The following is a 22,344-nucleotide window of genomic DNA, read 5'->3' on the forward strand; positions in this document are numbered from 1 at the left end:
AGTGCTGCGCGGCTCCCAGCGCATGGACCCCCGAACCCATCCCCCAGGATCTGAGCCATGTTGATCTTCACCGTACCTGCCGCCGTGACTTCCTCCCTGACGGCCTCCTTGCTCGGAACCGCCGTCTGCCTCCTCGGAGCGAGCGCGCCTCCCGCGGCGGCCTCGGCCTCCGTCCCTTCTCAGAGCGAGACTTCGATCACCGAGGGCGAGCCGGGTCGCCTCGTCAATCAGGCATTCGATCATCTCGGGGAAGGCCGCTTCCAGGAGGCGGCCCGGGTCCTGGAGCGCGCGGGCGACGACGCGACAGCGCAGTACCTCCTCGGCTGCATGTATGAATTCGGCAGCCTGGGTCGTCCGGACCTGAGCGCCGCCGCCAAGCACCATGCGAAGGCCGCGAGGGCCCACTGCGTCGAAGCAGCGCAGGCCATGGTGAGGCTTTCCCGGGCTCTGTCCGCGGAGGAGGGGTCGGCGAAGGAGACCCAGCGCTGGCTCTACGAATCGTTCAAGCTCGGGGACGAGCGGTCCGCTCTGGCGCTGGCGGAGGCGATGGCCGAGTCCGGCGATGAAAGCTCGGCGCTCGCGTGGGCGCGGATCGCGTCGGCGGCCAGCGTCGAGGGGGCGTCCGCGCTCCTGCAGCGGCTGGAGGAGCGCTTCCCGAAAGCGGTGAAGAGCGCGGGGTCGCGCCAGCGGCTGATCGAGGGCAAGCTCGAGCGGGATCGGCGCTCGATCGATGGCGTGGTTCAGATCCAGGTGCCGAGGGAGATGTTCCTGCCCGCCGGCGCATCCGAGGGTGTGGAAGGAGAGAACGAAGCCGTCGAGGGATCGGCAGCCTTCGAGGCGGCGGACGCGCTCTACCTGGTGGGAGACTACGCGGGGGCCCTGCGTGGATTCCTGCCGCTTGCCGAAGCGGGTGACGGCGCGGCGGCGTTCTACGTCGGGCGGATCCACGAGATGGGTTTTGCCGGGCCGAAGGACGCAGTCGCGGCAGAACGCTGGTACCTCGTCTCCGCGGAGAAGGGCTTCGGCGTGGCGATGGAGAACCTCGGCCTCATGCTCCTCCAGGGACGCGGGCTCGCGAGCGATCCCGTGAAGGCGACGGATCTCCTCATGCTCGCGGCCTATGCCGGGAATCCTGGCGGTGCCACCAACGTGGGCTTCGCGTACCTCACGGGTCAGGGGCGAGCGAAGGACATGGTGGAGGGCTGGGCCTGGACATCGATTGCGGCCGACCTGGAGCAGGAGAACGCGGCGAACAACCTGCGCATCGGCGAAGGGGACATGACGGAGGCGCAGAAGGCCGAGGCGCGTCAGCGAAAGACGCAGCTGCTCGATGAGCTCCAGGGGAGATCAGCGCCTGCGCGGGCACTGCCGAAGCTTCCCCGAGCGGAGAGGAGCACGCGCGCATTCGACTCCGCAGACGAATCCGCGGAAGAGTCCGTGACGGAGTCCGTCGAGGAGTCGGTCGAGGAGTCCGTCGAGGAGTCTGGAGAAACCCCTCCAGCGCCGTCGACCCAGGGCCCGCCGAAGGACGCCGTGAAGATGACGAAGACGACGCTCCGCGACGAACTCATGGGCCAGATGGAGTCCCACACCTTGCTGCTGCCTGACGGCTGGGACCTCGCGGGCGGCGTCACCTGGAACCCGCTCAGCACCTGGGCGTACGTCAGCGTCGACGCGCGTGCGGCGGCTCCGGACGGGCGGCACGTCCAGTACCTCCCGAACGGATCCTTCACCTACTTCGAGGGAACGCAGTACCCCGGCGCGCCGACGCCGCCGGCGATCGGGCAGATGACGGGCGGAAAGATGTTCATGCCGCCCGGACAAGGTCCGACGGACTTCCTCGCGAACACGCTCTTCCCTGCGTATCACCCGCAAGCGACAGGCTTCCAGATCGTGTCGGTGGGTGAGGTCGAGGAGGTCGCGAAGCAGTACCGCCAGCTGTTCGCTCCGCTCATCCAGCAGGCGGAGCAGATGAACCGACAGGGCGGGTCGACCGGCATGCGTGCGAACGTTCGCGTGGGGGTTCCGATGATCCGCGTGCGCTATACCGAAGGCGGGCGCGCGTACGAGGAGCAGTTCACGTTCATGTACTACATGATGAGCTTCGGCGGGGAGATGGGCATGGGGATGTCCATGTACACCTACGACTGGGCGGTCCATGACGTGCGGGGCCTGCGTGCGCCCGTGGGAGCGCTGGACGCGTCGATCGCCATGCTCCACACGGTGTCGAACTCGCTGACTCCGACGCGCGAGTGGAAGGCGATCGTGGACGAGATCCAGAAGCAGGTCATTCGCAACCAGCAGGAGATCTCCAGGATGCAGCACCAGACGAACATGGAGAACCTGGCGGCGCTGCGCAAGCGCGGCGAGATCATGCGCAAGACGAACGCAGAGATCATGGAGTCGAACCAGAAGAGCTGGGAGGAGAGCCAGGCGAGCCAGAGCCGCCTCTCGCACGCCTGGAGCAACACGATCCTCGGGGTGGACGACTACACGCTGCCGGACGGATCGATTCGGTCGCTGGACTCCAGCTACGACCACGTGTACACCACCGGCGGCGACTCGTTCTTCTTCACCAACGATGCGAATTTCAACCCGAACATAGGGTCGACGCAGGAGTGGCAGAAGATCGAGCCGATCACGCCGATGGGAGACGCGGCGAACCGCTGATCACTCGACCCAGTACTGGACCACTTCGTAGTCCTGGCCGGTCGTCGGGTCGGTCCGGACGTAGGTGAAGAGGCCGAAGGAGTAGCCGGCGGAGGCGTGGTTCGCCGCGTCGATGGCGCCCACGGACGCTCCGTAGGTGGTTTCGCTGCCGCTCGTCACCACGACGGTGTTCGTCACGGAGGCGCCGAAGCTCACGCCAGCGAGGACCGCTCCGCTCGTCGTCTCCAGGTCCACGGAGAAGCCCTTCTCCAGCGCGCCGCCCTGGCCCCAGGCCTCGCCGACCTGGAGGGTGAGACTCGTGGACCCGGCGCCGATGCCGACGGCCTGGGGGCCGAACTGAAGGCCGCCGTAGGTGCTGATGAGCGAGTTCTTCATCGCGCGCGTCGGGTAGCTCGAGGGATCACCGATGGTGTGGGTCAGGATCTGGTCCGTGATGAGGAGGCTGCCCGGCTGGACGGCTGCGTTGTACGCAGCGCGGTCGGCCTGGAGGGTGATCGGATCGCGGGGGAGGTTGACCACGACCTGTTCACCGACGAGCGCGGGATCAGGGTGGGACTGGACCGTGTAGGTGTAGCGGTCGATCGGAATCGTGGTGAAGATCACGGTGTCCTCTGCGACACCCGTTCGGTAGAGCACGGTGCGCTCTTCGCGGTAGGAGCTGTTGGTGATCTTGGTGGCTTCGGCGAAGGCGCTGGCGGTGAGTTCGAATCCGGACTGACTGATGCCGCCGTCGAGGCTGATGCCGACGGTGGCGCTGGCCTTCACGGACACGGCGCGCTCCGTTTCCGACGAGCTGGAGGTCGTGTTGCCGAAGATCGTGTAGCACTCGGCGAGGTTCTGGCCGATCCCCTCGCGGCACGGGGCGGCCGCGAGGACGGCGAGAACGATCGGCTCGGAGAAGACGTACTCGTAGGCACCGTCGGAGTAGCTGAGGACCGGGCTGTCCAGGTCGACGTTGACGGGGAGAAGGATGGGGAAGACGCAGTTCTGGGAGTTGGCGAAGGCGGTGGTGACGGTGCGCTTCTCGAGCATCGTGGCGTCGGGCGCGGAACGGCCCCAGACGACCAGTTCATTGCCGTCCTGGCGGTAGACCGCGATGTCGTCTCGGTCGTCGCCCGTGAACTCGCCCGTGACCATCGAGCTGGTTCCCTGGGTGAAGGCACCGAAGTCGTTCTGGCTCCAGACGACGTCGTCGGGGAGCTGGTAGTCCGGGTCCATGGTCCACGGCGCGCTGCTGGCGAAGTCGTCGAAGACGAACTGGTTGATGTGGAACTCGTCGAAGCCGTCGCCGTCCACGTCCAGGGCGTTGGCGTGAAGGACGCGCACGCGGGGCTTCATGGGGCTGGCGCAGCTGCTGAAGCGACTCGTGAAGTATTGATGTCCGAGGGACGCGCCGCCGGAGAAGCTATCCTCGAAGGCCATGAAGAAGTATCCGTCGCTGTCGCAGCTGCTGTTGAAATCGGTGCGCGTGGCGATGACGAGTTCGCAGCGGTCGTCGCCGTCGAAGTCGACCAGGAGCGGTGTGGATTGCAGTCCAGTGCGGGGGAACCCGCCCTGGTCGTTGCCGTTGGCGCTCTGCAGCGCTCGGAGCGTGGCGAAGCCGGCGCTGGCGTCGTCGATCAAGGTGAAGCGGCTAGCGCCGTCGGGGCCGTTGGTGGTACCGAAGCTCTCGTTGATGACGACGGCGATCTCATCCTGGCGATCCATGTCGACGTTGCCGGCGGAGAGCTCGATGGTGATCGTCGGGCTGGGGACCGTGCTGGTGAAGCTCAGGCGATTCCCGATCTCGGTGAAGCCAGTCGTCGTGGTCTGGAGGAACATGACGCGGGCGTCGATGTCGTTGGCGGTGTAGCCGATGACGAGGTCGTCGCGCCGGTCGCCGTCGAGGCGCGCCGCCTGCATCGTGAGGTCCTCGATGCCAGGTTCGAAGCCGACCTGAAAGTCGGTCTCGGCAAAGCCTTCCATCTCGTCCTGGATGACCCGCACCCGGATCTCACCACCGTTGAGGTAGGCGACGACGATTTCTTCTAGTCCGTCGGCGTCGATATCGGCCGCCGCGACCGCTCGCTCGTCGCGGAAGTTGAAGCTGCCGGTGTTGCTGGGACCGCTGATCCAGCTCTCGTTGGATGCCGAAAGCGAGTAGAGCACCTCCTCCGCGGCGTTCCCCTGGTCGTCGGTCAGGTCGAGGAGCGTGAAGCGCTCGGTGCTCGATGCGACGGTGGCCCCGAGAACGAGAAGCTCGGAGGTCTTGGCGATCTCCCAGGTGTCACCGAACGGGGCGTAGTCGTCGGTGAGGTCGGTGCCGTCGATGCCCTGGCGGGCGGAGGAGGAGGTGGAGACGCCGAGTTCCTGGAGGGTCTTGGTGAGGCCGGAGGCGCCAGGCCCGCCGCCAGTCCCGCCTCCTCCGCCGCCGCTACATCCGGCGAGAAGAACGGTCGGGACGGCGATCAGGGAAAAGACGGCAAGGTGGGATCGATAAGAAACTGGCTGCATGGAATCGGTGCTCGGGGATGGGTCACATCGGATGTGACCGCCCCTGCGCAGGGGCCACGTGGCGTCCGCAGTGGTTTTTCGGAGTTTCGCCTGCGCCGCGCCCGATAGGATGGCGCGACTCCTTTCCGCCCGGCCCGCGACTCCTCCGCCGCTCCAGCCCATGGACGATCCGCTTCCGAAGAAAAAGTCCGGCGCCGCCTCGTGCCTCATTTTTGGCTGCGTGGGCCTGCTGCTGCTCGGAGCCTTGATGGGGGGCGGAGGCTACTTCGTCCTGAAGAAGGGCATGAGCGCCGCCGCAGATGACATCTATGCACGGGTCAGCGCGGACACGGCGACGATGGACCTTGACCCGGCCGAGAGGAAAGAGGCGGACGAGCTCCTCCTGCGGCTGCGTGACGGCGTGAAGTCCGGGGAGATCGGGATCATGGACGCAGGCAAGCTGGTGAAGGCGCTGGAGGATTCGGACCTCCTGGCCTACGGCGGCCTCCTCACCGCCAAGACTCTCATCCAGTCGAACGGCGAGCTTTCGCCCGAGGAGAAAGCCGACGGCGTGCTGCAGATGTCGCGTTTTGCGGACGGCATGTCGAGGCACCTCTTCACCCAGGCCGACTACGACGACTTGCTGGGTGCGATCGGTGAGGTGGGTGACCGGGGATCTGTCAAGATCGACGACGAGCCGACCGCTGACGAGATCCGGGACATGATCGCTCGCGCGAAGGCCAAGGCAGACGAGGCGGATCTCGGTCAGGAGGGGCTTCAGATCGACTTCCTGGGCGAACTGCAGAGGCTGGTCGACGAGGTGCTGGGCCCGCGCTGACGGGCCCGCCTCCGGGTGACGCCTACTTCTGCTCAGCGGCGTTCCGTAGCCGTGCGAGCTGCGCACCGTGTCGGCGCGCGTGAAGCTCGATGACGGCGAGGAAGTGGTAGAGGTGCAGACGGTCGTCCTCGGCGCCCGCGTCCCCGACGACGGACATGCGGATCCGGTGGAGCGTGCCTTCCCCCGAAGGCTGCCGGTCGAGCCAGGCGTGGGCGAACGCGAGGTCCGCGCCGAGCCGTCGGGCGATCTCTGCGAGGTCGAGCTCCCCGGTCGGCGTCATGTGCTCCGGGTGCGGCCAGGAATGCTCACGGGCGGCAATCGCTTCGAGATGGTCGAACTCCGGCGGATCCGTTGGCCACGCATTGCCCCTTTCAGCACGCATGGCAGCCTTGTCGCCGATCTTCTGGACGAGGCGCAGGAGGAAGTGATCCGTCAGCGCGACGTGCTCCAGCACCTCAGCCCCGGTCCAGCCCGCGGGCTCGGGCCGCGCCGCCAGCCACGGAGCGCCGGAGCGGGCGAGCTCGATGAGAGGCTGATACGTCGCCGATAGACGCTCGCGGAGCGCGGTGATGGTCGTCGGCCAGTCGTGGGCCATTCGTGGGGGGAGCATGATCGAGGGCAGCTCTTCCGAGCGGGGTGAGGGACGACCGGGGATGGTACCCGCACCCAACTCAATCGTCCGAGGAGCCCGGAGCCTCGAGCTGCTCCCGAAGCTCGAGAAGGATGTTGCTGGAGCTGTAGCTGCGCAGTTCCTCGGACTTCAGGAGAAGGAACCCGGTGCCGGATCGGGTCTTTCCATCGATCGTGAGCTCGTTGTTCCCAGCGCTCTGGTCGTCGACCACGTGCCGCTCCGAGCCGCGCGTGGCTACCAGCTGCAGGTAGGGAGCGCGCTTCGGACCTTCTTGCCCCTTGTTGACCGACAGCGTCCACCCGCTCACGTCCTCGAAGGTGAACTCGGTGAAGTTCGGGAAGCGCACGGCCAGGGGGCCCTTGGCGGGCAGAGTCCCCGGCTCGAGGTCTCCGAACCGCGGAACCTTGTCTCCCACGATGTCGGTGATCTGTTCCGACGTGAGCGGCTTCCCAAGGCTCCATTCGCCTGTCAGTACAGCCGAGGAGCTCGCGGAATCAGCGGTCTCCTCTCTGGCCTCGTTGTCCTGCGAACAGGAGATGCCCGAGAGGCAAAGGACGATCGAAAGGGGGATAGGTACGAGCAGCTGAATCCATGGCGTTCTCATGGAGATAGTTTCGTCCATCGTCGCCTATCAACCAAGACACCCTGTTTGATCGCGTCGCTTCGCGCGGGTGAGCGATGCGCCAGTCGGCGATCCAAGCCTGTTCCCAACCTACCGGTCGGACCTTCCCCATCTCAAGCGATCCTGTACTCGTCGAGAGGCGATGCGAGGGGCTGTCTCTCCGCCGGAAACGTTGCGGATTTGGGTCGGGTACGGTACCGCCAGAAGATCGCGCCGCGCTGACACAAGAGAAGCCGCGCCTGGACGGATCCCGGTGCGGCTTCTCATTTGGCACTCAGAGCGCTCTAGTGGTGGTGGTGACCACCGGCGGCTGCCGGCTCTTCGTGGCTCGGGCTGTCGCTCACGAGGGCGTCCGTCGTCAGCAGCAAGCTGGCGACCGAGGCGGCGTTTTGGAGGCCGCTGCGGACCACCTTCGTCGGGTCGATGACGCCGGCCTTGATGAGGTCTTCGTAGACCTCGGTGGCCGCGTTGTAGCCCCAGCCGGGCGTGTTCTTGTTGAGCACGTTCTGGACGACGACGGCTCCGTCGAGGCCCGCGTTCGCCGAGATCTGGCGCAGGGGGGCTTCGATGGCTCGGCGGATGATCATCGCACCGACGCGCTCGTCACCTTCCAGCTTCAGCTTCTCGATCACGGCGATGCAGGAGAGGAGCGCGGTGCCGCCGCCGGGGACGATGCCCTCTTCGACCGCTGCGCGCGTGGCGTGGAGCGCGTCCTCGACGCGCGCCTTCTTCTCCTTCATCTCCGACTCGGTCGCTGCACCGACGTTGATCTGGGCGACGCCGCCCGAGAGCTTCGCGAGACGCTCCTGGAGCTTCTCACCGTCGTAGTCCGACTTCGTGTTCTCGAGCTCGCCCTTGATCTGGTCGATGCGACCCTTGATCTCGGCCTTCTTGCCCGCACCTTCGATGATCGTGGTGTTGTCCTTGGACACGATGACCTTCTTGGCCTTGCCAAGGTCCTTCATCGTAGCGCCCTCGAGGGTCGCGCCCGTGGACTCCATGATCGCGGTGGCACCGGTGAGGACAGCGATGTCCTGCATCATGGCCGAGCGACGATCGCCAAAGCCCGGAGCCTTGACGGCCACGCACGGGAACGAACCGCGGAGGCGGTTGATCACGAGGGTGGCGAGGGCCTCGCCCTCGACGTCCTCGGCGATGATGAGGAGCGGACGACCGGCCTGGGCGACCTGCTCGAGCAGCGGGATCATGTCCTTGATGGAGCTGATCTTCTTCTCGTGCACGAGGACGAGGGCGTCTTCCATGACGCACTCCATCTTCGCCGAGTCCGTGACGAAGTGGGGGGAGAGGAAGCCCTTGTCGAACTGCATACCCTCGACCCACTCGACCTCGGTCTCCATCCCGGAGCCGTCCTCGACGGTGATGACGCCGTCCTTGCCGACCTTCTCCATGGCGCGCGCGATCATTTCACCGATCTCGGCGTCATTGTTGGAGGCGATGGCGCCGACCTGAGCGATCTCCTGGTGACCCTTGATGGGCGTGGAGATCTTCTCGAGCTGGGCGATGGAGGCCTTGACGGCGGCGTCGATGCCGCGCTTCAGGGCGACCGGGTTCGCGCCAGCGGTGACGTTCTTGAGGCCTTCTTCGAAGATGGCCTCGGCGAGGACGGTGGCGGTCGTGGTGCCGTCGCCGGCAGCCTCGTTCGTGCGCTGGGCCACCTGCTTCACGAGCTGAGCGCCCATGTTCTCGTAGGCGTCCTCGAGCTCGATCTCCTTGGCGACGGTGACGCCGTCCTTGGTGACGGTGGGGCTGCCGAACGACTTCTGGATGATGACGTTACGGCCGCGGGGCCCGAGGGTGACTTTCACCGCTCGAGCGAGCTTCTTCACGCCTTCGCGAATGTGTTCGCGTGCGGCTGCGTCGTAGCTGATCTGCTTGGCTGACATGGATATGCGTGTGGGTACGAAGGGAGGGAGAGAGGGGCGGCTCGATCAGCCAACGATCGCGAGGATGTCGTCCTCACGCATGATGAGGTAGTCCTCGCCGTCGTACTTGACTTCCGTGCCAGCGTACGAGGTGAAGAGGACGCGATCGCCCTTGGCGACGGTGAACGTCGAGCGCTCGCCGTTCTCGAGGGTCTTGCCCTCACCCATGGCGACGATCAGGCCTTCCTTGGGCTTCTCCTTGGCGCTCTCGGGGAGGAGGATGCCGCCGGCGGTCTTCTCTTCAGCCTCAACGCGCTGAATGAGGACGCGGTCACCGAGGGGGCGGATGGCAACGTTCTTCTTGGTCTTGGTGGCCATGTCTTTTGGGCGGGCGCTAAGAACGCGCCCTTTGGATAGCAGTGAAGAGAAAAGTAAGTGGGTCAGTCGATGAGAGTGGGGAGCTTGCCTGGCCTGAAAATCAGCCAGCCGCGCCCCAGTGAAGTTTCAGAACACGCTGAATCTCCTCGCGGAGCATCAGCGGCTTGACCGGTTTGCGCAGGAAGGCGCTGGCGCCCTCGCGCAGGGCCCAGGACTCGACGCCCTGGGACGCCTCCCCGGACCAGAGGATGCACGGGAGTTCGGGTCGGCTTCCGCGGAGGAGCGAGAAGAGCGCCAGCCCTCCATCGATCCCGTCCAGGCTCACGGGGGCGGCATCCATGGGCGGCGGCATGTGCACGTCGACGAGCGCGAGGTGCAGGGGCCTCCCCAGCTCGAGTGACCGGCGCACGAGGCAGATCGCCTCTTCGCCGTCACCCGCCAGCATGACCTCGAGTCCAGAGGCACCGAGGAACTCGGCGGCTCCGTGGCGCACGTCGGCGTCGTCGTCTGCGATGAGGATGCGATGTTCCATGGGATGGGGCAGGGTGGGGTGCCCCGCGGGCTCCCTGAAGCAAACTGCGTGCCGGAACAGCACGGGCAGGCCCCACGCGCCCGCAGACCTCGCCTCGAAGACCCCTCCTGCGCCCGCTTTCGTCCCCCCTGGCGTCCCTGGGGCAGGCCACGGGCCCGATCTGGCGATGGGACCGGCTCCTGCCGACGTGACGGGCCTGGGCCTGGGCTTCGCTTCCGCTGCCAACCTGGCAGCGGCGATTCAAGGAAGTTCGGCGACTGTCAAAGTGGCGGCGTCAGCCCCCGCCTACTTCTTCGCCGCGCCAGCCGCCGAGAACGGCACCTCCGGCGGCTCCACGTCCATCGCCAGGAGGACCTGCTTCCGGACCGGTGACCGCCCGTCCCCCATGACCTCCGCCAGCTCGATCTCGATCCGCCCTGCCTCGCCGCGCGGGATCGCGAGGTAGTAGCCCTCGGAGAGCAGCTTTCCCTCCGGCCAGTCCACCGGTGGTTCGTGGGGATAGGTCCGATCGCCCACCTTCAGCACCCGCGGCCTGAACGGTTTCTCCGCGTCCGCTCGGCTGAGCCCGAGCCAGATCGCGGGGGACCAAGCTCCGTCACCGGACACCCCCGAGGCCCCGGGACCTCCGTAGCGCCAGAAGAAATCGAGATGCAGGTAGCCCCCCGTCACCGGGAGCGACGAGCTCATCCGCCACCCCACCAGCTCCAGCCCATTCTCCATCCGGATGTCCACGGGCGTCGCATCGGACGGCAGCGCGTCCAGGTAACGCTTGCGCGGCAGCTCTTCGGCGCACCAGAGAAGCCCCAGCGTCGCCGCTCCCGCGGCCGCGAGCTGCGGCAGCCAATCAAGCCAGGCTCTCGCTCTGGTCACCACCGTGACCAGTCCCGAGGCGACGAACGGGATCAGCAGCGGCAAGAGTGGCGCGCGGATCCGGCCTTCCAGAAGAACGATGGCTGTCGATAGTCCGTAGAGAACCACGCACATCGCCAGCGCCTCGGTCGCCGCGCGAGCTCCGCGTCCACGCCGCCAGAGCTCCATCAGGATCCCGGCCATGCCCCACCAAGCGATCAGCGGCATCCCTATTCGCCCGTCCCACGACAGCAGCCGCAGGAGCGACGATCGTGCGAGCCCATCGTCCTCGTAGCTGATTGCGTTGCTGGCCTCGTCGAGCGTCACGAGCAGCCCCACCTTCCGCGCCTGGAGCTCGACCGCGCGCAGGGGATCCATCCGGAACTCGCGCAGGAGCTGCTCGGCGGTGGAATGTCCGTTCCGCACCTTCCAGCTCCGCGCTTCCTTGAACCCATCGGTCAGCCCATAGGTCCCGTCCGAGTCGCGGTTGTTCCCGATCAGCAGGTTGATCGGCCCGTTCGCGCTGATGAAGCTCGGGACGTTCCGCGCATGATTCGCCACGACCTGGGGCAGCAGCACCGCCAGCAGCCCGAGGATGAGGAGAGCGGCCGTCGTTCCTCCGCTCCGCGGCTCACGCTCCACCTCGTTCAGGGTCGAGCGCCGGAAAATCGCCCACAGGATCGCGGGCAAGAGCGCCAGCGCGGTCGGTCGCACGAGCGCAGCCGCGCCGATGAGTGAGCCACCGAAGAGGCCCTTCCCACGCGTTCGTCCTTCGGCAAGACCCACGAGCAGGAGCGGCAAACACGACAGCCACGTCGTCAGCGGCGCCACCGCCTGGAGCGTCGTCTGGTAATAGACCAGCGGCCCGTACAGCGCTCCGACCGCGCCCGCTACGCACGCCGCGCTCCGGCCGAACATCCGGCCCGTACCGTAGGCGAGAACGCCCACGCCCAGCGCGCCGAAGAGCGCCGACGTCGCAAGCATGCGCGGCAGGTCCGGACCCAGGAGCTCGGTCAGCGCGAGCAGCCACCATGTCGTTCCTGGGCTGAAGAGCAGCGCCGACCGGGACCCCGCGAGCTCGGCGCGCGCGAACATGAGGTAGTTGTCGGTCTGGCGGGCGAGCGCCCAGAGAGAAGGCTCGCTGGCCGCCTGCTGGAAGAGGACGAGCGCTCGCACGGTCGCCGCGGCCACGAAGGCGACGCCTCCGATGGTGAAGAGCGCGGGGCGTGCGCGCGCGGCCCCGAGGAGCCGATGAAGAACGAGTAGCCCGAGGGAGAGGAGGAAGCCGAACGCCGCGACGCGGTAGGTCCAATGGCGCCACCGATCCGAGCGCGCGCTCGCCGCCGTCGGGCGCGCGGCGGGCGACGGCGCGTACAGCCTGTGCTCCGGGATTCGCCGCCATGCGCCGTCGTCGAGCTGCTCTTCCAGCCAGACACGATAGTGGCCGAACCGGTCCGCGCGTCCTGGATCCACGGCGATCGCCATGCGCAGGTCCAGGGCCTCGCCGTCCCACTCGACGTCGAACTCATCGACCTGGGGCTCGGAACGTAGGGGAAGCAGTTCCTGCGCCCGGAAGACGCTCGTTCCATCGACGAACACCTCGGCGCCGCCCATGTGGAGAAGCCTCCAGCGCGCTCGCCCCGGGGCCCCCTGCCACACGACCCCCTCCAGCTCGATGGCACGGCACTCGTGCATGTCGGTGTAGCCGAACGAGGCGTTGTCGAGATACGCCCACGGCCAGTGTCCCAGCTCGTAGAGCACACGGCGCTCGGCGGTCGCGGCGGCCTGGCTGTAGGACGTGCGCTTCAGGCCGTTCGGCGGCCCGAGCCGAAACGCCCAGAGGGCCACGAGGCCCATCACCACGGCGGCCACCGCCACGCGCCGACGCCATCCCGAACCCGTTGGAGCCGGGAACCCAGCGCCGGGACGCACCGTGGCTGGCCCGGCGCTCGTCGAGGTCACTTCCCTGCGACCTCCAGAAGGTAGCTCGCGACATCCTCGATCTGCTCCGGCGTGAGGATCCCTTTTTGAGGCGGCATGATCTTCACGCCGTTCGTCACGGACTGGACCGTTTGCTCACGCGTGGGCCGGAGCAGGTCGAGGTCGGGCCCGAAGCCTTTGGGGGAGCCCGCGTTCAAGAGCTGGTGGCACGAGGCGCAGCTCGGCTTCGAGGACTCCAGGAAGACCTTTCGGCCGCGCTGGGCCGAGTCACTCAGTGCGGCACCGCCGCAGGCTGCCAGGACGGAGCTGGACGCGAGCAGGATGGCGGCGAGGAGCCGTGCCGCCGTGAAGTGGGGGAAGCGATGCATGGAGGCGATCGAGAAGGGGGAAGGGAGGCGAGCGCCCGCGACGTTGGCGCCCGGGATCACCGGGGTAGAACTGTACACGACGGGGCGCCCATGGACGTATCCTGCCCCGCATGCTCCCGATCTTCGATGCGCACTGCGACGCGCTCCAGCGGGCCCTCGATATGGGCCACGACCTCTCAGGGGAAACCCACGGACACCTCGACCTCGCCAAGGGCGCGCGGGGAGGCCTCCGCGCGGCGGTCCTCACGGCCTGGGTCGACGGCCCCTACGCCGATGAGGTCGGCGCTTCCAAGCGGCGCACCAACGCGCTCCTCGACGCGGCGGACGACCTCTTCGCGGCGGCCCCGAACAAGATCGTACGCGTGACCGACGGCGACGCGCTCGACGCGGCCCTCGCGGGCGGCGCCGACGATCCCGTGGCCTGCGTGCTGGCGATCGAAGGCGGGCACGCGATCGAGGACGACCTCGGCCAGCTCGAGCACTACGCCTCCCGCGGCGTGCGCGTGATGACGCTGACCTGGAACAACCATCTCTCCTGGGCGCGATCGTGCCGCGACGGCGCAGGCGCAGGCGTGCCCGAGGGGCTCAACGCCTTCGGTCGCGAGGTCGTGAAGCGCATGGGAGAGCTCGGGATGCTGGTCGATCTCAGTCACGCGGGCGAGCGCACGTTCTACGATGCGCTGGAGTGCGCGGCGGCGCCGCCGATGGTGAGCCACTCGGGCTGCAGCGCGATCGCCGCTCATCCGCGCAACATCGACGACGACCAGCTGCGCGCGCTGCGCGACTGCGGCGGCGTCCTCGGGATTCCGTTCGCGACCGCGTTCCTCAGCGAGGACGAACGCGAGGCCGAGCGGGCCTTCCGCGAGACCGACGCCTACCGCGCCGTGACCGCGGACAGCGCGACGGAGCGGCTGCTCCTCCAGGGGGACGCGATCCAGAAGGGCCTGCCGCCCTTCCCGATCGAGCATGTCGTGCGCCACACGCTCCACGCCCTGGAGATCTGCGGCCCCGAGCATGTGGCGATCGGCTCCGACTTCGACGGGATCGACCGGCGGCCCGCGGGCCTGGAAGACGCGAGCGGCTATCAGACGCTGCTCCGGGCCCTCGCCGACCGCGGGGTGGACGACGAAACCCTGGCGGCGATCGCCCACGGCAACGCCCGGAGGGCCCTGGGGGCCGCCATGACCGTCACATCACAAGGCTGATCGACGGGCTTCGGATGAATGCTCGAAGGATCGGGCAAAACAGTCGAACATGGGGGAGCCATGAAACTCCTCACGTACCTCGGGCTGGCCAGTGCCAGCGTCTTGCCCTCCGCGTCCTTCGCGGCCTCTCCTTGCCAGCTCCCGGAGCGGGCTGCGGCTGCGGTGGGGACGGCCGAGGCCACGGAGATCCTCCGCTTCACCGTTCCTGTGGCGAAGCTGGACTTCGGGGACAAGGTGCCGGCCTGGAGCCGTTCGATGTGGCTCCAGGGTGCGTCTTCGGCTGCGCTCCTCCCGCGCGCCGTCATCCACGGCTGGCACGCCACCGTGGAGCTGCCTGCCTCGGACGACCAGATCTTCTCGCTCGAAGGCATCCGGAGCGGCTCGCTGGCTCTGGCCAGGGCAGCCGGCGAATTGGACGAAGCGGCGCCGACCGCAGGCGTGCTCTACCTCCCGGACTTCGGCGAGCACGGACTCGAGGCCTATCCCTTCACGATTCCCGCATCTGCCGCGGAGCGGAGCGACGTTCGATGGCGCGAGATCGAGGCGAGTCGCTACCGCGCGCTCGCTTCGGAGTCCATCCCGGGGGCCGCCTGGTTCCGGCGTCGAGCCGATTCGCTCGGCGGACCCGCGACGACCGAGGAGCGCGGGGAGCGCCGCCGGTCGCGCGACGTGGGCGAGACGTTCGCGATGTTCACGGGAGGGCGTGCGCTCGCGGAGAACCTCGCGCTCGATGACGTGATTCGGGAGACGACGGGGCCGAGCGTCAAGCTCATCGAGCTGTCGACGCTCGATGGCGTCGAGGTGCCCGAGATGGACTTCGCGCCGCTCGTCGAAGCCCTGGAGAACAGCGGTGAAGAGATCGCCCTCGACCCCCTCGGTCGTGCGATTCCCCACGATCAGCACGCGGCGTTCTTCCCGAGCTTCGCCGCGCTCCTGCGCGTGGCGGACCAGGTGGACGACGACTCCGCGCCGCTCGTTCAGCTCTTCGAGGGACGCAGTCAGAACGCTCGAGTGCGGGAGCGCTACGAGACCCAGATGTGCCTCAGCCTCGGTGGGCTCGCGCGTACGTTCGGATCGCAGTTCGTCGAGAGCGTGGCGGTCACGGGCTCGGACACTTACCTTCGCACGGGCAGCGACGTCGCGGTGCTCTTCCAGGGGAGCGTCGCCGCGATTCGCGGGATGATGCTGGCGCGGATCGAAGCGTCGGCGAAGGAGTTCGGCGTCGACGTTCAGTACCTCGAGATCGAGGGCGCGTCGGTGACCGCCGCCGTTAGCCGGGATCGGGCGCTCTCGGTCTACCTGGCCGCCGGCAGCGGCTTCGTGATCGTGGCCAACTCGCCGGTGCAGGTGGCGCGCGTGCTGAAGGCAGACCGCGGAGAGATCGTCTCGCTCGACGAACTGCCCGAGTACCGGTGGTTTCGGCATCGCTACCCGGTCGCGCGCGAGGACGGTGCGGGGGAAGACGCGCTCCTCGTCGTGAGCGACGCCACCATCCGGCGCTGGTCCGGTGCGCGGTGGCGCATCGCGACGTCGCGCAGGGTGCGGGCTGCCGCTCTTCTCGCGGACGCTGACGCGTGGCGCCTCGGCTATCGAATGGGCATCAGCGCCGAGGACGAAGCCCGCCGCGAACTCGCCGTTCGCGGCGGCGGAGAGATCACCTACGACACGGGTTTCGCCATGGACTCGGTCTACGGGCGCAGCGACTTCCTGACGCCGATCGCCGAGCTCGACGTGGATCTCGTGACGGAGTCCGAGCGCAATGGATACGTTCAGTGGCGCGAGATGTACGAGGCAGAGTGGACCACGGCGTTCGATCCGATCGCGATCAGCCTCGACGTGGAGGACGGCACGCTATCCGTCGATCTGACGCTCGTGCCGCTCGTCGTCCGCACGGACTACCGCGAACTCATGGACATCGCCGGGGACGTCAAGCTGAAGCCAGGCGCGGGCGACTACCACGCGGACGCGATCTTGCACTGGGTCTCGGCGATCGACACGAGGAGCCGCATGTACCGCTCCCTGACGGGATTCATCGGGAGCACCGGTAACGGTCGCCTCGACCTCGACTGGGTGGGCGAGCACATCGCGGTCTACGTCGATCAGGACGAGGACTACCTGGAGCGAATCAGCCGTCTCGATGACATGGACTACTTTTCGGAGGAAATGTTGCCGGGCCTACCCATCGGGGTCGAGATCGGCGTGAAGAGCCCTCTCAAGCTCGCCGCGTTCCTCACGGGGCTGCGGGCCTTCGTCGAGGACGCGGTGCCCGGGATGTTCGAGTACCAGACGCGCGAGCACGAGGGTCGCAAGTACGTGGCGATCGTGCCCTCCGACACCAGCGCGTTCCCTGGAACCCCATCGGTTTACTACGTGGCGCAACCGGGCGCCTGGGTGGTGAGCCTCTCGGAGAACGTGATTCGGGGTGCTATCGGGCGATCCGTCGCCCGGAAAGCCGCGGAGGCAGGCGGCGTGGCGGCTTCGGGCGAGGCGCCCTGGACGGGCGCGAGCACCGGCCTGCACGTGGGTTCGGGGATTCGCGAGGCCTTCGCGGTCGAGCTCTTCGAGCTGGCGGCGCGCGAACAGCTGCGGAACCGTTCCTGGGCGAATCTGCCGATCCTGAACGAGTGGAAGGAAGCGGGCGTGGACGACCCCGCGGCGTTCCACGAGGCGGAGTGGGGCATCGAACTGCTCTGCGCGGGCGGCGGACAATACGTCTGGAATGACGAGGATCAGACGATGGAAAGCACCGTGTTCGGGCATCCAGCGGCGGCGAAGAAAGGGCCGCTGCTCCCGCCTGCGCTGGAGCGCCTCCGGGGCCTCGATGGATCGCTGGACTTCGAGGAGATCGGTGGAGCGGGGACCCGCGGGCTGCGGGCGCGCGTCCAGCTGCACCACGAATAGCGGAGGGAACGGGTACAGTGGAGATCGGCGGGGGATGGTCCCCGTCGGCTTCTCCGCGTCACCCCATGCTTCACCTCTTCGCTGGCCTTCCGCTGTCCGTTTGCATCGTGACGCCCGCCACGGCGGACATCTCGTTTCCCGCGGGGGAAGCCGTGCGGCTCTGGGTGAACCGCCGTCAGGTCATCGCCATCGAAGCGGCGGGGGCCACAGAAGAAGATCGAGAGTGGCCCGTGATGTCCAGCGACGCGTCGCTCGTGGTGCCCCTCGGTACGGCCCGCATCCTCGCCGGCCAGAGGTTCGGGAGCCTGGCGGTTCGCGCTCTCGCCGCCGGTGGAGGTGAGCTGGAAGTCGGCGGAGCGCGCGTTCGCTTCGACGCTCGGTCGCTGCCGGAAGCGACGTCAGCGCAGGCGGCGATTCCAGCGTTCGTCGCGCCCGCAGAGGGGGCCGTTCTCTCCGGCAAGTGTGCGATCGGCGTCGAGATCGCGACGCGGCCCGGAGTGCCCACGGCCGAGACGGAGCCCATCCTCGATGTGCCGGGAATCGGCGAGGTGCGGCCGTCGGGACGGGTGGCCAGCGAGCGTGGGCCGGAGCAGCGATGGGTCTTCGAGATCGACGCGAACGCGATCCCCGAGGGACCCCAGCTCCTGCGCGTACGCATGGCGGGGGAAGAGAGATCAGGCGACGGCGAGGAGTCGCTCTTCGTGCGGGTCGTGCACTCCGGGGGCGGGATTCACGTTGAAGCGGAGGCCGCGCTTCAGCGCGAGAGGCCGGACGAATTCGGGGGCGGCCATCCGCCGGTCTCGGGCGATCCGCTCGCGAGCGGCGGCGCGGCCGTGGTGCTGCGCGGCTACCAACCGACCGCTCTCGCGTTCATCGACGTGCCGGAGGCGGGGAGCTGGCAGGTCTTCGCGACGATGCGTGGCCGCATCGGGGCGGGGGCTTTTCCTTCGGTCTCCCTATCCGTGGATACGGACCAGCCGCGGCTTGGATCGGTGCGCGTGGTCTCCGAGTCCTGGCAGCGGCTGCCCATTGGCCTGCCGATCGAACTCGAGGCCGGGGAGCACGCGATTCACCTGCGCCTCGGGAATCCGGTGAGCGAGGGGCGGGCCGAGGAGCGCCATCTCTACATCGACTCGGTGGATCTCGTGGTGGCGCCGGCCATGTCCACGGCTTCTGGCTCGATGATGGGCATGGAAGGCGCGATGGCCTCGTCCATGGATGCCAGCATGATGTCCGGGTCGTCGGCTGGATCCCCTGACGAGGCGTCTGGCCTGCTCGCCGACGGGCTCTGGGTGGGCTTCCACGAGGTCTTCGATGGACTGCCGATGAACGGCGACCTGCGGATAGAAGGACTGACGAGCTGGCGCGGTGGCGATTCGCTGCCGGCGCCGCGGGTCGACCTTCTCGTCGACGGCGAGGCCGTACAGACCATGCAGGCCACGGAGCCGATCTTCGAGATCTCGCGCGCCGAGCTGGGGCCGGGCGAGCACACGTTTCAGCTGCGGGCGGAGCAGATCGGCGGGCGCGTCGCCGTCACGCCGGCGCAGACGCTCTTCGTTCGTGGGGCGACCGGGAGCCCGGGGCCGACGCGCGTTCTGCGATTCGGGATGGAAGACGAGCGCTGGCTGGCCACCGGGGCGCTTCTGCAACCCGCGGGCGAGGTCAGCGGCTCTCTCGAGCTTCCCGCAGATCTCGAGGGCTGGTGCGAGCTGCGAATCGACGCGCGCGGGCCAGGCGCTCCGCACCACGGCCTCGTGACGGTGCGGGTGGAGGGCGCGCCGGATGACCGTGGTGAGCGGCCGTTGCTCCTGACGGAGACGCTGGAGATACGAGACTGGTGGCGAGAGCGTTCGATCGGGGAACTGTCGCTGCCTGCGGGTTCCAAGCGCGTCGTGGTGGAAGCCGAGCCGCAGCCGGACGGCGCCGCGTCCGAGCGACCGTCGCTTTACCTGCGGAGCCTCGTTCTCGAGCGACTCGACGCGCGGCCGAAGAGGGACTTCTCGCCTCCAGGCGTCGAGATTCTCTATCCAGCGGACGGCGCGACGGTCGAGGCGGAACTCGACGCCGTGGTCGCGGACGTGTTCGACGATCGACGGGTGGCCACGGCGGAGCTCATGGTCGACGGACGTTCGGTGGCGGCGTTCGCGCGCGTTCCGAGCGGAGCCGGGTACGCGGTGCTGCCGCTCCTGGCGCGCGACCTTGCGCCTGGCACTCACACCCTCGCCGTGCGGGTGTTCGACGAGGCGCGGAACGAGGCCGAATCGGTGTCGCGGACGGTGACCGTTCGCGAGAGGAACGACGGGGCGGCGCCTGGTGCGTTTCCGCGCGCGGTGCACCTTCTGAATCGCATGGGCCTCGGGCCGGATCCGGGTGAACTCGCGGACGTTCTTCTGCACGGCGAGGCCGCGTGGGTGGAGTCTCAGTTCACCGTCGGCGTCGGGCACGAGGTGGCGCGCGGGCGAGCGTTGGCCGACCTCGGCGGGGCGATTCCGTACCAGGCGCAGCAGCTGGCGCTGCAGATCGCGCTCACGACCGATCAGCCGCTTCGGGAGCGGTTCGCGCTGTTCCTCGACAATCACTTCAGCACCTGGGCCGATAAGACCGGGATGACCTCGGAGTGGGGGGATCATCGGCGCTATCAGGACGTCGGCCTTGCGCCGTTCGGCGAGCTGCTGTGGACGGCGATGTCGAGCCCGGTGATGCTCGTCTACCTCGATCAGCAGAAGAGCTTTCGCGGGCGGCTGAACGAGAACCTGGCGCGTGAGCTGCTGGAGCTGCACACGGTCGGGGTGAACGGCGGCTACGACCAGGCGGACGTGACGGCGCTCGCGGGGCTGCTCTGCGGTTTGACGGTCGGGGAGGAGGCGCCGCCGGACGGTGCGGGTCAGTACCTCTCCAGGGTGTTTCGCTTCGCGCCCGATCTCGCGGATCCCGCGCCGCAGACGGTGCTCGGCGCCAGGTTCGAGGCTGCGGAGGGGGACTACACCCCGTTCGAGCGATTCGGCGCCGTACTCGATCATCTGGCCGCGCATCCGATGACGGCGCGGTTCTGGGCGCACAAGCTGGCGGAGCACTTCGTGGGGGCGCCCGCGCCCGAGGCGCTCGTCGAGGATCTGGCGGAGCGCTTTCTCGCGACCGGCGGGGATACGCGCGAGCTGCTGCGCTGCATCGCGGAGCATCCTGCCTTCTGGGCGGCGATGGGAACCGGGCGGGTGGCGAGTCCGCTCGACTTCGGGGTGCGGTTCGCACGGGCGACGACGCCCCGGCATCTCCATGGTCACGTTCAGACGCTCATGGCGTCCGCGGGCATGGGGCTCTTTGATCACGAGGCGCCGGACGGCTACCCCGAGGACGACGAGGCGTGGGTCGACTCGAACGGGCTGCTGGCGCGCTGGAGGCTGGCGCAGAACGCGTCGTGGGCGGCGCGGGCGCTGGTGCCCGAGGAGCTGCGGCGTGCGGGTCGGGGGGACAGCCAGCAGGAGTACAGCGAGCTGGCGATCGACCACGCGTCGTTTCGCCTGCTCGGGCGGCTTCTGGGGCCGGACTCGAGGGCGGCGGCGCTGGCGTATCTCGCGGAGCTCGGTGGAGACAGCGCTCCGAAGGAGATCGATCAGATGTGCGTCCTGCTCACGCGCTTTCCCGAAGCCAATCTGAGGTAGACCGATGGAATCGAAGCTCAACGAAGAGAGTCTGGACCGGCGCACGTTCCTGCGTGGATCGGTGGCGCTGGCGGCAGCGGCTGCTGGCTGGCCGCAAGAGGCGGCAGGCGGATCGGCGGAGACTGCGAAGTCGAAGCGCCGCACGGTCGTGATCGTGTTCCTGCGGGGCGGCTGCGATGGTCTGCATCTCGTCGTGCCGTACGGTGACCCTGACTACGCGGCGCTCCGTCCGGGGCTCGCAGTACGTGAACCGGGAGAGCGGGGAGGCGTGGTTCCGATCAACGAACTCTTCGGGCTGCATCCGGCGGCGGCGGCGCTGTCGCCGCTGTTCGCGAGCGGTGCGCTGGCGGCGCTGCATGCGGTCGGTCACCCCGACAACACGCGGTCGCACTTCGAGGAGCAGGAGCGCTGGGAGCTGGCGCAGGTCAACGCCGAGGTGGGCGCGCCGGGCTGGCTCGGCCGCTACCTCGCGCACGGAGGGATCGAGCCGCGTGGGCCTATCCGCGCGATCGCGCTGGGCAAGGGCGTGCCGAGGAGCCTGCGGGGACCGCTACCGGCTCTGGCGATCGATCGTCTGGATGAGTTGAGCGTGTCGGGTGAGGCGAAGGGGCTCGATGCGACGATGAATGCGCTGCGTCGTGCGTATGGAGAGAATCGAGCGGACGCGGAGGCGGCGAAGACATCGTCGGCGGCGCGGAAGAGTGGAGCGAGGGATCTCCTGCGGCGCGACGGGGATGCGACGCTGGATGCGATGCGCCGACTCAGCGAGGTCGCGCAGACGCCTTTCGAGCCGAAGGGCAAGTACCCGAGGGTCGCGCTCGGTCAGCATCTCCTGGAGGCGGCGCGTCTCGTCGATTCGGACCTGGGCCTGGAGGTGATCCAGATCGACCATGGCGGTTTCGACACGCACCAGAACCAGGAACCGTCGTGGTCGAACCTGGTGACCCCCCTTTCCCAGGGTCTGGCAGCCTTCACGGCGGACATGGAGGCGAGGGGCCGAATGGACGAGGTGTTGCTTCTAACGATCTCCGAGTTCGGTCGAACGGCCCGAGTCAACGGCACGGGGGGGACAGACCACGGAAGCGGCGGCTGCGTGCTGGCCCTGGGCGGCCCCATCCAAAACCACGCCACCCCCCCCAAACAAGTGGTGGGAGACTGGCCCACCCTGTCTCCATCCTCCCTGCACGAAAACCGAGACTTGAAAACGGTGACGGACATCCGAAACCTCTACGCGGAGACCCTGACCCGCTTCCTGGGCGTCAAAGACCTGACCCCCATCCTCCCCACCTGGACCCCGACCCCCCTGAACCTGCTCACCTGACCCACCCCCTCAACCGACACATCCGGACCAGGTCCGTCCATTCCGGAACGTTTGCACCTGGTCCGTCCATTCCG

14 protein-coding genes are annotated in these 22,344 nt (G+C 68.0%); 6 read left to right on the forward strand and 8 right to left on the reverse strand.

Annotated elements, in window-relative coordinates; genetic code table 11:
- Positions 1 to 57: 57 nt before the first annotated feature.
- Positions 58 to 2,670: a tetratricopeptide repeat protein gene (locus Poly30_RS04525; protein WP_145194835.1), complete on the forward strand. Its 2,613-nt coding sequence runs from the start codon at positions 58 to 60 to the stop codon at positions 2,668 to 2,670.
- On the opposite strand, the gene Poly30_RS28110 is transcribed toward Poly30_RS04525, so the two are convergent.
- Positions 2,671 to 5,163, reverse strand: a complete 2,493-nt coding sequence (locus tag Poly30_RS28110; protein WP_419190949.1) for a hypothetical protein — start codon at positions 5,161 to 5,163, stop codon at positions 2,671 to 2,673. It lies immediately after the preceding gene.
- A gap of 160 nt (positions 5,164 to 5,323) precedes the next feature.
- Here Poly30_RS28110 and Poly30_RS04535 point away from each other — a divergent pair, with 160 nt between their 5' ends.
- Positions 5,324 to 5,980, forward strand: a complete 657-nt coding sequence (locus Poly30_RS04535) for a hypothetical protein (RefSeq protein ID WP_145194836.1) — start codon at positions 5,324 to 5,326, stop codon at positions 5,978 to 5,980.
- Between the two features lie 22 nt (positions 5,981 to 6,002).
- Here the strand turns inward: Poly30_RS04535 and Poly30_RS04540 are convergent, their stop codons facing one another.
- The 7 genes from Poly30_RS04540 to Poly30_RS04570 all read right to left on the reverse strand — a co-directional run bounded on the left by Poly30_RS04540 (position 6,003) and on the right by Poly30_RS04570 (position 13,184).
- The gene (locus Poly30_RS04540) at positions 6,003 to 6,590 is read right to left on the reverse strand and encodes a DinB family protein (protein WP_145194837.1); all 588 of its coding nucleotides are present in this window, start codon (positions 6,588 to 6,590) and stop codon (positions 6,003 to 6,005) included.
- Positions 6,591 to 6,651: 61 nt separating this feature from the next.
- Positions 6,652 to 7,215, reverse strand: coding sequence for a hypothetical protein (locus Poly30_RS04545; RefSeq protein ID WP_145194838.1), 564 nt, complete (start codon positions 7,213 to 7,215; stop codon positions 6,652 to 6,654).
- A gap of 302 nt (positions 7,216 to 7,517) precedes the next feature.
- Positions 7,518 to 9,137, reverse strand: coding sequence for a chaperonin GroEL (groL, locus tag Poly30_RS04550; RefSeq protein WP_145194839.1), 1,620 nt, complete (start codon positions 9,135 to 9,137; stop codon positions 7,518 to 7,520).
- Positions 9,138 to 9,182: 45 nt separating this feature from the next.
- Positions 9,183 to 9,494, reverse strand: coding sequence for a co-chaperone GroES (gene groES, locus Poly30_RS04555; protein WP_145194840.1), 312 nt, complete (start codon positions 9,492 to 9,494; stop codon positions 9,183 to 9,185).
- Positions 9,495 to 9,594: 100 nt separating this feature from the next.
- Positions 9,595 to 10,026, reverse strand: coding sequence for a response regulator (locus tag Poly30_RS04560; protein WP_145194841.1), 432 nt, complete (start codon positions 10,024 to 10,026; stop codon positions 9,595 to 9,597).
- A 285-nt stretch (positions 10,027 to 10,311) separates the two neighbouring features.
- Positions 10,312 to 12,753 carry a glycosyltransferase family 39 protein gene (locus tag Poly30_RS04565; RefSeq protein WP_145194842.1) on the reverse strand — a complete coding sequence of 814 codons (2,442 nt, stop codon included), beginning with the start codon at positions 12,751 to 12,753 and terminating at the stop codon, positions 10,312 to 10,314.
- An 80-nt stretch (positions 12,754 to 12,833) separates the two neighbouring features.
- Complete coding sequence (locus tag Poly30_RS04570) at positions 12,834 to 13,184, reverse strand: c-type cytochrome (protein WP_145194843.1); 351 nt, start codon at positions 13,182 to 13,184, stop codon at positions 12,834 to 12,836.
- Between the two features lie 110 nt (positions 13,185 to 13,294).
- Between Poly30_RS04570 and Poly30_RS04575 the strand changes: the two genes are divergently transcribed.
- The 4 genes from Poly30_RS04575 to Poly30_RS04590 all read left to right on the forward strand — a co-directional run bounded on the left by Poly30_RS04575 (position 13,295) and on the right by Poly30_RS04590 (position 22,270).
- Entirely contained in the window at positions 13,295 to 14,389 is a 1,095-nt protein-coding gene (locus tag Poly30_RS04575) for a dipeptidase (protein WP_145194844.1), read from the forward strand.
- Positions 14,390 to 14,449: 60 nt separating this feature from the next.
- Positions 14,450 to 17,290 carry a hypothetical protein gene (locus tag Poly30_RS04580; RefSeq protein ID WP_145194845.1) on the forward strand — a complete coding sequence of 947 codons (2,841 nt, stop codon included), beginning with the start codon at positions 14,450 to 14,452 and terminating at the stop codon, positions 17,288 to 17,290.
- 65 nt (positions 17,291 to 17,355) lie between these two features.
- Complete coding sequence (locus Poly30_RS04585) at positions 17,356 to 20,949, forward strand: DUF1800 family protein (protein ID WP_145194846.1); 3,594 nt, start codon at positions 17,356 to 17,358, stop codon at positions 20,947 to 20,949.
- A gap of 4 nt (positions 20,950 to 20,953) precedes the next feature.
- Positions 20,954 to 22,270: a DUF1501 domain-containing protein gene (locus tag Poly30_RS04590; RefSeq protein WP_145194847.1), complete on the forward strand. Its 1,317-nt coding sequence runs from the start codon at positions 20,954 to 20,956 to the stop codon at positions 22,268 to 22,270.
- Positions 22,271 to 22,344 lie beyond the last annotated feature (74 nt).

Source organism: Saltatorellus ferox (assembly GCA_007751475.1).
Classification (GTDB): domain Bacteria; phylum Planctomycetota; class UBA1135; order UBA1135.

Excerpts from the sequence above, each read along its gene's own strand:
- Poly30_RS04525 (WP_145194835.1), top strand. The coding sequence starts at position 58 with ATGTTGATCTTCACCGTACCTGCCGCCGTGACTTCCTCCCTGACGGCC.
- Poly30_RS28110 (WP_419190949.1), bottom strand. The coding sequence starts at position 5,163 with ATGCAGCCAGTTTCTTATCGATCCCACCTTGCCGTCTTTTCCCTGATC.
- Poly30_RS04535 (WP_145194836.1), top strand. The coding sequence starts at position 5,324 with ATGGACGATCCGCTTCCGAAGAAAAAGTCCGGCGCCGCCTCGTGCCTC.
- Poly30_RS04540 (WP_145194837.1), bottom strand. The coding sequence starts at position 6,590 with ATGCTCCCCCCACGAATGGCCCACGACTGGCCGACGACCATCACCGCG.
- Poly30_RS04545 (WP_145194838.1), bottom strand. The coding sequence starts at position 7,215 with ATGAGAACGCCATGGATTCAGCTGCTCGTACCTATCCCCCTTTCGATC.
- groL (WP_145194839.1), bottom strand. The coding sequence starts at position 9,137 with ATGTCAGCCAAGCAGATCAGCTACGACGCAGCCGCACGCGAACACATT.
- groES (WP_145194840.1), bottom strand. The coding sequence starts at position 9,494 with ATGGCCACCAAGACCAAGAAGAACGTTGCCATCCGCCCCCTCGGTGAC.
- Poly30_RS04560 (WP_145194841.1), bottom strand. The coding sequence starts at position 10,026 with ATGGAACATCGCATCCTCATCGCAGACGACGACGCCGACGTGCGCCAC.
- Poly30_RS04570 (WP_145194843.1), bottom strand. The coding sequence starts at position 13,184 with ATGCATCGCTTCCCCCACTTCACGGCGGCACGGCTCCTCGCCGCCATC.
- Poly30_RS04575 (WP_145194844.1), top strand. The coding sequence starts at position 13,295 with ATGCTCCCGATCTTCGATGCGCACTGCGACGCGCTCCAGCGGGCCCTC.
- Poly30_RS04580 (WP_145194845.1), top strand. The coding sequence starts at position 14,450 with ATGAAACTCCTCACGTACCTCGGGCTGGCCAGTGCCAGCGTCTTGCCC.
- Poly30_RS04585 (WP_145194846.1), top strand. The coding sequence starts at position 17,356 with ATGCTTCACCTCTTCGCTGGCCTTCCGCTGTCCGTTTGCATCGTGACG.
- Poly30_RS04590 (WP_145194847.1), top strand. The coding sequence starts at position 20,954 with ATGGAATCGAAGCTCAACGAAGAGAGTCTGGACCGGCGCACGTTCCTG.